General features: G+C 64.7%; 7 protein-coding genes. 3 read left to right on the top strand and 4 right to left on the bottom strand.

Translation table 11 applies throughout. The features are described 5' to 3' along the window. Nucleotides 1–328 precede the first annotated feature (328 nt). Entirely contained in the window at nucleotides 329–910 is a 582-nt protein-coding gene (locus CDV49_RS08145) for an EF-hand domain-containing protein (RefSeq protein WP_256947275.1), read from the bottom strand. A 134-nt stretch (nucleotides 911–1,044) separates the two neighbouring features. Here CDV49_RS08145 and CDV49_RS08140 point away from each other — a divergent pair, with 134 nt between their 5' ends. Together CDV49_RS08140 and CDV49_RS08135 are read left to right on the top strand one after the other, a co-directional pair. Continuing rightward, a complete protein-coding gene (locus CDV49_RS08140; protein WP_088215019.1) occupies nucleotides 1,045–1,461 on the top strand; it encodes a DUF983 domain-containing protein in 417 nt (138 codons plus the stop codon). Then, nucleotides 1,458–2,141 (top strand): NUDIX hydrolase, encoded by a 684-nt coding sequence (locus CDV49_RS08135; RefSeq protein WP_088215018.1) that lies wholly within the window; start codon nucleotides 1,458–1,460, stop codon nucleotides 2,139–2,141. Before CDV49_RS08140 ends, CDV49_RS08135 begins: the two co-directional genes overlap by 4 nt. Here CDV49_RS08135 and CDV49_RS08130 read toward each other — a convergent pair whose 3' ends face one another. The 3 genes from CDV49_RS08130 to CDV49_RS08120 are packed head-to-tail and all read right to left on the bottom strand — an operon-like array spanning nucleotide 2,142 to nucleotide 4,613. Beyond that, nucleotides 2,142–3,029: a DMT family transporter gene (locus CDV49_RS08130; protein WP_088215017.1), complete on the bottom strand. Its 888-nt coding sequence runs from the start codon at nucleotides 3,027–3,029 to the stop codon at nucleotides 2,142–2,144. A gap of 39 nt (nucleotides 3,030–3,068) precedes the next feature. Continuing rightward, nucleotides 3,069–3,689 (bottom strand): DUF1003 domain-containing protein, encoded by a 621-nt coding sequence (locus CDV49_RS08125; protein ID WP_088215016.1) that lies wholly within the window; start codon nucleotides 3,687–3,689, stop codon nucleotides 3,069–3,071. A 51-nt stretch (nucleotides 3,690–3,740) separates the two neighbouring features. Beyond that, nucleotides 3,741–4,613, bottom strand: a complete 873-nt coding sequence (locus CDV49_RS08120; protein ID WP_256947274.1) for a DUF1223 domain-containing protein — start codon at nucleotides 4,611–4,613, stop codon at nucleotides 3,741–3,743. Between the two features lie 289 nt (nucleotides 4,614–4,902). On the opposite strand from CDV49_RS08120, the gene acnA reads away from it, so the two are divergent. Further along, on the top strand, nucleotides 4,903–7,659 hold the full coding sequence (acnA, locus tag CDV49_RS08115; RefSeq protein ID WP_088215015.1) for an aconitate hydratase AcnA: 2,757 nt from the start codon (nucleotides 4,903–4,905) through the stop codon (nucleotides 7,657–7,659). Nucleotides 7,660–7,992: the final 333 nt, after the last annotated feature.

Below are 7,992 nucleotides of genomic sequence, written 5' to 3'. Positions count from 1 at the left end.
CGTCATCAAGCTCGCGCATCACCAGAAGGCCGCCGTCGGAACTGAGCTGCGTGCCGCGAAATTCCAGCCGCACGCGAGGGTCGAAATCCACCCGATCTGCCCGTTGCAAGCCCGCACCCTCTGGGTGATCCATGAAACGCGCCCATCGCAGCCTTCAACACCATGTTTTATATAGGAAATGTAATGGTCAGGACAGCGAAATCAGCGCCTTACTTGGGAAATGTGGGGTCAGCAAGGTCGTCGAGCGGCATGGACATGTCCGAAAGGGGTAGTCGAGGCGGCGGGCAGGCTCAAGGCGCGGAAATCCGCCCCATGAGCCCGCTCATCTTCAGTTCGCGTCCGGTCCCGGATGGGCGGGCGCCTGCGGCATCGGACGCCGCCCCTCACCCTTGCCCCAGGGATGCGCGCCCTTCGGGCCGCGCTGCGCCATCCGCTCCTGCATCCGGGCACGGGCCGCATCCGCCTCCTCCCGCGTCACGACCCCGTCGCCATTGGCGTCGATCCGGTCGAACAGGCGGCGCGTCATCTGCATGCTGCCCCCCTCCCCGAATCCGCCGGAGGCGAGCAGTTCATCGGCGCCGAGCCGGCCATCGCCATTCGCATCGCGGCGGTCGAAAAGCCCATCGACCTGACGTTCGATCCGCTGTTTGGCCAGCGCGAGGCGGAAGTTCACGATCTCCTCCTTGGAGAGATAGCCGTCGCCATTGGCGTCCAGCCCCGCCACGGCGGCGGCGCGGGCGGCCTGCACCTCGTCCCATGTCACCCGGCCGTCGCCATCGGTGTCAAGCCGGTCGAACATGCCATGCGGTCCGCGCGGCCCCTGCTCCGCGGCGCGATCCTGCGCGACTGCAAGGCCCGGCAGCGCGAGCGTGGCAAGGATCAGCGCGGCTCCTGCGGTTCTGAGTTTCATCGGTCGCTCCTGTCTGAAGGACGCCGGATCGTTCCGGCTGTCCTCCTCCTAACGGACGAGACGCGAGGTTCCGTCGCTCTCCCCCCTTCCCATTGTCCGAGGGATGGGCCACCTTGGCGGCGAGGAGACGCGTCATGACCGAAACCACTGCTTCCATCCTGTCAAAATCGGCTTCCGATTCTGGTGTCGAACGCCCGTTCTGGCCCGCGGTCCTGCGGGGCTGGCGCGGGCGCTGCCCGGCCTGTGGCGAAGGGCACATCATGGAAGGGTATCTGAAGGTGCGCCAGACCTGCCCCTCCTGCGGCGAGGATCTGAGCCATCAGCGGGCGGACGACGGTCCTGCCTATATGACGATCCTTGTCGTCGGTCACATCATGGCGCCGCTGATCCTTGTGGTGTTCAACGCGTGGCGGCCTTCCCCGCTTGTGCTGATCACGACCTTCTCCATCGGCACCGTCGCACTGTCGCTCTGGCTTCTGCCACGGTTCAAGGGGGCGCTGGTCGGTCTGCAATGGGCCAAGCGGATGCACGGTTTCGGGGGCCGCAAATGAGCGCCGATACCCTGCCCGTCCGCATCCGCGACGCCGCGACGACCATCGTTGTCCGGGCCGATGGCCCGGTGCCCCGCGTGCTCATGGGGCAGCGCGGCAAGACCGCTGCCTTCATGCCGGAGAAATTCGTCTTTCCCGGCGGGGCCGTCGATCCCTTCGATGGCAACGTGCCCTTTGCCACGCCGCTCGATCCGCAGGTCGCCACGCGGCTTTCGCATGATTCCGAGGAACGGCTGATCCCGGCGCTCGCCGGTGCGGCAATTCGTGAATTGTGGGAGGAGACCGGTCTTGCCCTCGGGCGCCCCGGCACCTGGACGGGAGAAGTCCCCGATGACTGGGCGGGTTTCGCGGCGGCGGGGCTGTTGCCTGCCGCGGGGGCGCTGGATTTCGTCTTCCGTGCCATCACTCCCGACGGGCGTCCCCGCCGCTTCGATGCGCGGTTCTTCCTTGTGGACGCCGCCGAGCTGGTGGGTGATCTGGACGATTTCTCCCGCGCCTGCGACGAGCTTTCGGACCTTCAGTGGATCCCCCTGCCGGAAACCCGCTCCTTCAACCTGCCGTTCGTGACGGAGGTGGTTCTGGGCGAGATCTCGCGCGCCGTTCGCGAAGGCGGACGACCGGCGAGCGTGCCTTTCTTCGACAACCGCACGGCGCGCTCCGTCTTTTCCCGCATCGGCTGATCAGCGAAGCGTGAGCACCAGAAGCAGGATGCTTCCCAGCACCAGCGCGATGCCGAGGTATTCGCGCGGTGTGATCCGCTCGCGAAACACGATCCATGAGGCGGCGATGGTGAAGACCATCTCCACCTGTCCGACGGCGCGTACATAAGTGGCGTTCTGCAGCGCGAATGCGGTGAACCAGCACAGCGAGGCCAGCATGCCCGACAGGCCGATCACCGCGGTTACCCGCCATGCTCGCGCCACCCGCAGAATGGCCCCCCGCTCCCGGAGTGAAAGCCAGAGACCCATGGCGAGGGTCTGAAAGCTGGTCACGCAGGCCAGCGTGAAGGCCGCGCGGAGAAAGGCGCTCCCCTCTCCCAACGCCAGCGTTGCGCCCCGGTAGCCTATCGCGGATACCCCGAACCCTGCCCCGGCCGCGATGCCGAGCGCGGCCGAGCGGCTGAGAAGGCTGGCGCTGCCCGGTTTGCGGGAGAGCGTCAGGATCCCCGCGACACCCAGAAGGATCGCACCGAGCGCGAGCGGAGAGACCGCCTCCCCCAGCACCACGGCGGAGAACAGGGCGACCTGCAACGTCTCCGTCTTGGTGAACGCCATGCCGACCGCGAAATTTCGCTCTCCGAACAGGGCGAGCGTGGCGAGCGTGCCAAGGATCTGCCCCACGCCCCCGCCAAGCGCAAAGACCCAGAACATCGCGGGCGTGTCCGGCCATCCCAGCCCGGAACTTCCCCAGGCGAGCAAAGCGAAGACGACGGCAAACGGAGCGGCGAACAGGAACCGGGCATAGCTGGCGGCGCCTGTGGAAAGGCCGGTGTCCTTCAGCCGTTTCTGGAGCAGGAAGCGCACTGTCTGAAGAAGCGCGGCGGAGACGGTAACGGGGATCCACAACATGCGGGTGCTGTGCCATGTTGTCGCAGCAATGGGAACGGCCTATGACTTCGGCGGCGCGTCTTGCGGAAGATTGTGGATCGCCTGCCGCAGCAGATCTCCCAGCAGCGTGATCTGCTCCTCCTGTTTGGCGACGATGGCGCGAAGCTCTTCGTTCCGCATCCGGTCGAGCTTTTCGTGCAGGGCCATGATCTCGATCTCCGACTTCAGGTTCACCTCGTAGTCGTGGCTGGCATTCAGCCGATCCTTCTCGGCCTGCCGGTTCTGGCTCATCATGATGATGGGCGCCTGAAACGCGGCAAGCATGGAGAGAATCAGATTGAGAAAGATGAACGGATAGGGGTCGGGTGCCTCGCCGCGCGCCAGGATGTTTCCCAGGGTCCAGAGCGTCAGGAACCCGATGAAGCACAGGATGAAGGTCCAGGATCCGCCGAACCGTGCTACCCCATCCGCCAGCCGGTCGCCAACGTCGCGCCGGGAGTCGAATCTTCGGTTCATGTCCGTGGCGACGGTGCGGCGGCTGAGCAGGCGACGGATGACGTTGCGTTCCCGCGGGCCGATCTCCTCCGGCTCAAGATAATGGGCCGCGGTGTCTTCGATCTTGCGCTGGTCCGGGGTTTCCGGCTCTCCGCCGGGGGGAATGTCGCAGTCGTTCTGGATCATAGCGGTCTCCGCTGCTTTGGCGGAATGCTAGCCCGGACTTGGCCCCGGGCGCTACTGCACCCGTGCGGCGGCCAGTATGGGGCCTTGCCCCGCACGCTGGAACAACACCGCTGCGGGCTCTGCTCCTTCGACATGGACGCGGAAGCGCAGCGTCCCCGTGCCGTTCCATCGTCCGAGCGTTTTCCAGTCGGTGACGATATTGTGGTAGCTGACGGTCCGTCCGGCATTCTCGCCGTCGTCGATCCTTACCGTTTCCTCCGGCTTGTAGCGTACGAGCTGCACCACGATCTCCCCCGGCGCGGGCGTGCCCTGCGGCCCGTCGAGACTGGCAATGGACGCCGCCGCCGCCGCATCACGGGGATCGCTCGCCACCGCTTCGACCATGGCCGTATCCCCGTCCACACGGATGCGGAGGCGGAGTGTCGATGCCTGTGCGAGATGCGCGCGGATGATTTCCCCGATGGCGGCGAAGTCATTGCCGATAAGCTGCTCCTGCCCCCCGACGATGACCTGCGGCGTATAGATCATCTTGGCGCCGGCAACGCGGGCATAGGTCTTCTGCCGCTTCGTGGCCTCTGCCCGGGCAAAGCCGTCTGCCCAGCCGATATAGTCCCAATAGTCCACATGCAGGGCCAGTGCGATCACGTCGCTGCGCTCAGCAAGCTCGCCCAGAAAGGCATCGGCAGGCGGACAGGCGGAGCAACCCTGCGCAGTGAAAAGCTCGACCACGGCAACACGGGGGGCTTCGGCGGCTCCGGGAAGCGGATCGGCGGGCTGGGGTGCAACGGGCTGGCCGGAGGCATGGTCCTGCGCCAGAAAGTTCATCGACGGCGCCCCGCTCCAGCCGCCTCCCGTCTCCTGCGCCGCGACCGGCCCGCCAAGACCGATGACGAGGGCGAAAGCGGTGCAGATCCGGCGATGCATCTTCTGTCCTCCGACCATTCTCCCTGCCCCGGTGGTAGTGAAGCGACCGGGGCAAGGCCAATCAAGGTTTTGCGAGGGCGAAGCGATGGCTTTTCACGGCGTTGCGCGCAGGCAACACTCGCCCGTCCACGCCGTCGCGGCAACGATCAGACCCCCGTGATAATGCTGCTTCCGCTCTGGTGGTTTGCAGTGCACAACGGTATACATTCGCTCGCCGCCCCTTGAACAGAGGGCGCCATTGCGGCATAGCGGCATCAGCGACACCCCCTGAAGACGGAAGGGAGCCAATATGCCCATCATGGTCGGTAAAGACACCGCCGGGACGCGCAAGACGCTGACCGCTGGCGGCAAGACGTATTCCTACTACTCCATACCGGCAGCGGAGGCGGCAGGGCTCGGCGATTTCTCGAAACTCCCCGCCTCGCTGAAGGTGGTGCTTGAGAACATGCTCCGCTTCGAGGATGGCGGCTTCACCGTCTCCGTGGAGGATGTGAAGGCTTTCGCCGAATGGGCGAAACTCGGCGGCAAGAACCCGCGGGAGATCGCCTATCGTCCGGCGCGCGTGCTGATGCAGGACTTCACCGGCGTCCCCGCCGTGGTGGACCTCGCCGCGATGCGGGACGGGATCATCGCGCTCGGCGGTGATGCGCAGAAGATCAACCCGCTGAACCCCGTCGATCTCGTCATCGACCACTCGGTGATGATCGACGAATTCGGCAACCCCCGCGCCTTCCAGGTCAACGTCGATCTGGAATATGAGCGCAACATCGAACGCTATCAGTTCCTGAAATGGGGCCAGAAGGCGTTCAACAACTTCCGCGTGGTTCCGCCCGGCACCGGCATCTGCCACCAGGTGAACCTCGAATACCTCGCGCAGACCGTGTGGACCGATACCGATCAGGACGGCAACGAGGTCGCGTACCCCGATACGCTGGTCGGCACCGACTCGCACACGACCATGGTGAACGGCCTTGCCGTGCTCGGCTGGGGCGTTGGCGGGATCGAGGCGGAAGCGGCGATGCTGGGGCAGCCTGTTTCCATGCTCATCCCTGAAGTCATCGGCTTCAAGCTCACCGGCAAGATGGTTGAGGGCACCACCGCGACCGACCTCGTGCTGAAGGTCGTGCAGATGCTCCGCAAGAAGGGCGTGGTCGGCAAGTTCGTCGAATTCTACGGCGAGGGCCTGGATCACCTGCCGCTCGCGGACCGGGCGACCATCGCCAACATGGCCCCCGAATACGGCGCGACCTGCGGCTTCTTCCCCATCGACAACGAAACGCTGCGTTACCTGCGCAACACCGGACGGGACGAGGATCGCATCGCGCTCGTCGAAGCCTATGCCAAGGAAAACGGCATGTGGCGCGGCGCGGATTACGAGCCGGTCTATACCGATACGCTGCATCTCGACATGGCGGAAATCGTTCCGGCGATCTCCGGCCCGAAACGCCCGCAGGACTACACGCCGCTGAGCCTCGCCGCCCGTGCCTTCTACAAGACGGTCAGCGAATACCGTGGCATCGACATGTCCGTCGCCGCCGATGAAATGGCGGAAGAAGGTGGCGGTGTCATCTCCACCGGGCAAGATGTGCGCAAGACTGCGGCGGTCGAAGGCGCGGATTACACCATTCGCGACGGCTCCGTGGTGATCGCGGCCATCACCTCCTGCACCAACACGTCGAACCCCTACGTGATGATCGGCGCCGGTCTCGTCGCGCGGAAGGCGCGGGCGCTCGGCCTGACGCGGAAGCCCTGGGTGAAGACCTCTCTGGCCCCCGGATCGCAGGTGGTTGCCGAATATCTGAACGCTGCCAATCTTCAGGAAGATCTGGACGCGATCGGCTTCAACCTTGTCGGCTTCGGCTGCACGACCTGCATCGGCAACTCTGGCCCGCTGGGCGATCCGGCGATCTCCAAGGCGATCAGTGAGAACGATCTGGTCGCGACCGCCGTGCTCTCGGGCAACCGGAACTTCGAGGGCCGGATCTCGCCGGACGTGCGGGCGAACTACCTTGCCTCTCCGCCGCTGGTCGTCGCCTATGCCATCGCGGGCGACGTCAATATCAACCTGACCAAGGACCCGATCGCCCAGACGCCGGATGGCAAGAATGTCTATCTGAAGGACATCTGGCCCACCAATGAGGAGATCGCCGAACTGGTCGAGGCGACGGTGACCCGGCAGGCGTTCCAATCCAAATACGCCGACGTGTTCAAGGGCGACGAGAAGTGGCAGGCGGTGGAGACGACCGACTCCGAAACCTACGACTGGCCGCCGACCTCCACCTATATCCAGCATCCGCCCTACTTCCAGGGTATGGCGAGGGAGCCGGGCGTCATCACGGATATCGAGGGTGCACGCATCCTCGCCGTGCTCGGTGACATGATCACGACCGACCACATCTCCCCCGCAGGGTCGTTCAAGCCGACGACTCCGGCCGGGAAGTATCTGGTGGAACGGCAGGTCGCCCAGAAGGACTTCAACTCCTACGGCTCGCGCCGCGGGAACCATGAGGTCATGATGCGCGGCACCTTCGCCAACATCCGCATCAAGAACGAGATGCTGGACGGGGTCGAGGGCGGCTATACCAAGGGCCCTGACGGAGAGCAGACCTCCATCTTCGACGCGGCGATGGAGTACAAGGCGGAGGGCATTCCGCTCGTCATCTTCGGCGGTGTGGAATACGGTGCCGGCTCCTCGCGCGACTGGGCGGCCAAGGGCACCAACCTGCTCGGCGTGAAGGCGGTGATCGCGGAGAGCTTCGAGCGGATCCACAGGTCGAACCTCGTCGGCATGGGCGTCATCCCGTTCGAGTTCACCGAGGGCCAGAACCGCAAGAATCTCGGCCTCAAAGGCGATGAAACGGTGGAGATCCATGGCCTTGCGGGCGACTTCAAGCCGCTCTCGCTCGTGCCCTGCACCATCACCTCGCCGGATGGCTCGGTGAAGAACATCACGCTCAAGGCCCGCGTCGATACCGAGGTGGAGATCGAATACCTCAAGAACGGCGGTGTGCTGCACTACGTGCTGCGGAACCTCGCCAAGAGCTGAATCAAGCCGCGCAGGTATCACGCAAATGATCCCCCCGGAGGCAACTCCGGGGGTTTTTTGTACCGAAAGAGGGGCGCGAACCACTTCCCTCCGCCGCCGATTTCCGACTTCTATTCGGTCCCTTTGAGAGGCAGCGGGACAGGTCGAACGGCCATGCTATGGAAGCGCGAAATCGGTCCTGGAATGGTCAGAACGTGAAGATGTTCGGCTGGATTACCTCATATCGCGCACGATTTCGGCTCCAACACAGACTTTTCCCGGCAGCCTGTTAAGCGGAGTTCCCTATCGTCGAAGGAGACCTTGGCACTGCTTTCAAGCCGCTTGACAGATGCG

Source organism: Haematobacter genomosp. 1 (assembly GCF_002196855.1).
GTDB lineage: Bacteria > Pseudomonadota > Alphaproteobacteria > Rhodobacterales > Rhodobacteraceae > Haematobacter.
Note: the sequence above shows the minus strand (reverse complement) of the source record. Positions and strands in the feature narration are given on the sequence as shown.

What these genes read in the sequence shown, in the direction of transcription:
- CDV49_RS08145 (WP_256947275.1), bottom strand. Translation starts at nt 910, where the DNA reads ATGAAACTCAGAACCGCAGGAGCCGCGCTGATCCTTGCCACGCTCGCG.
- acnA (WP_088215015.1), top strand. Translation starts at nt 4,903, where the DNA reads ATGCCCATCATGGTCGGTAAAGACACCGCCGGGACGCGCAAGACGCTG.
- CDV49_RS08140 (WP_088215019.1), top strand. Translation starts at nt 1,045, where the DNA reads ATGACCGAAACCACTGCTTCCATCCTGTCAAAATCGGCTTCCGATTCT.
- CDV49_RS08130 (WP_088215017.1), bottom strand. Translation starts at nt 3,029, where the DNA reads ATGTTGTGGATCCCCGTTACCGTCTCCGCCGCGCTTCTTCAGACAGTG.
- CDV49_RS08125 (WP_088215016.1), bottom strand. Translation starts at nt 3,689, where the DNA reads ATGATCCAGAACGACTGCGACATTCCCCCCGGCGGAGAGCCGGAAACC.
- CDV49_RS08120 (WP_256947274.1), bottom strand. Translation starts at nt 4,613, where the DNA reads ATGCATCGCCGGATCTGCACCGCTTTCGCCCTCGTCATCGGTCTTGGC.
- CDV49_RS08135 (WP_088215018.1), top strand. Translation starts at nt 1,458, where the DNA reads ATGAGCGCCGATACCCTGCCCGTCCGCATCCGCGACGCCGCGACGACC.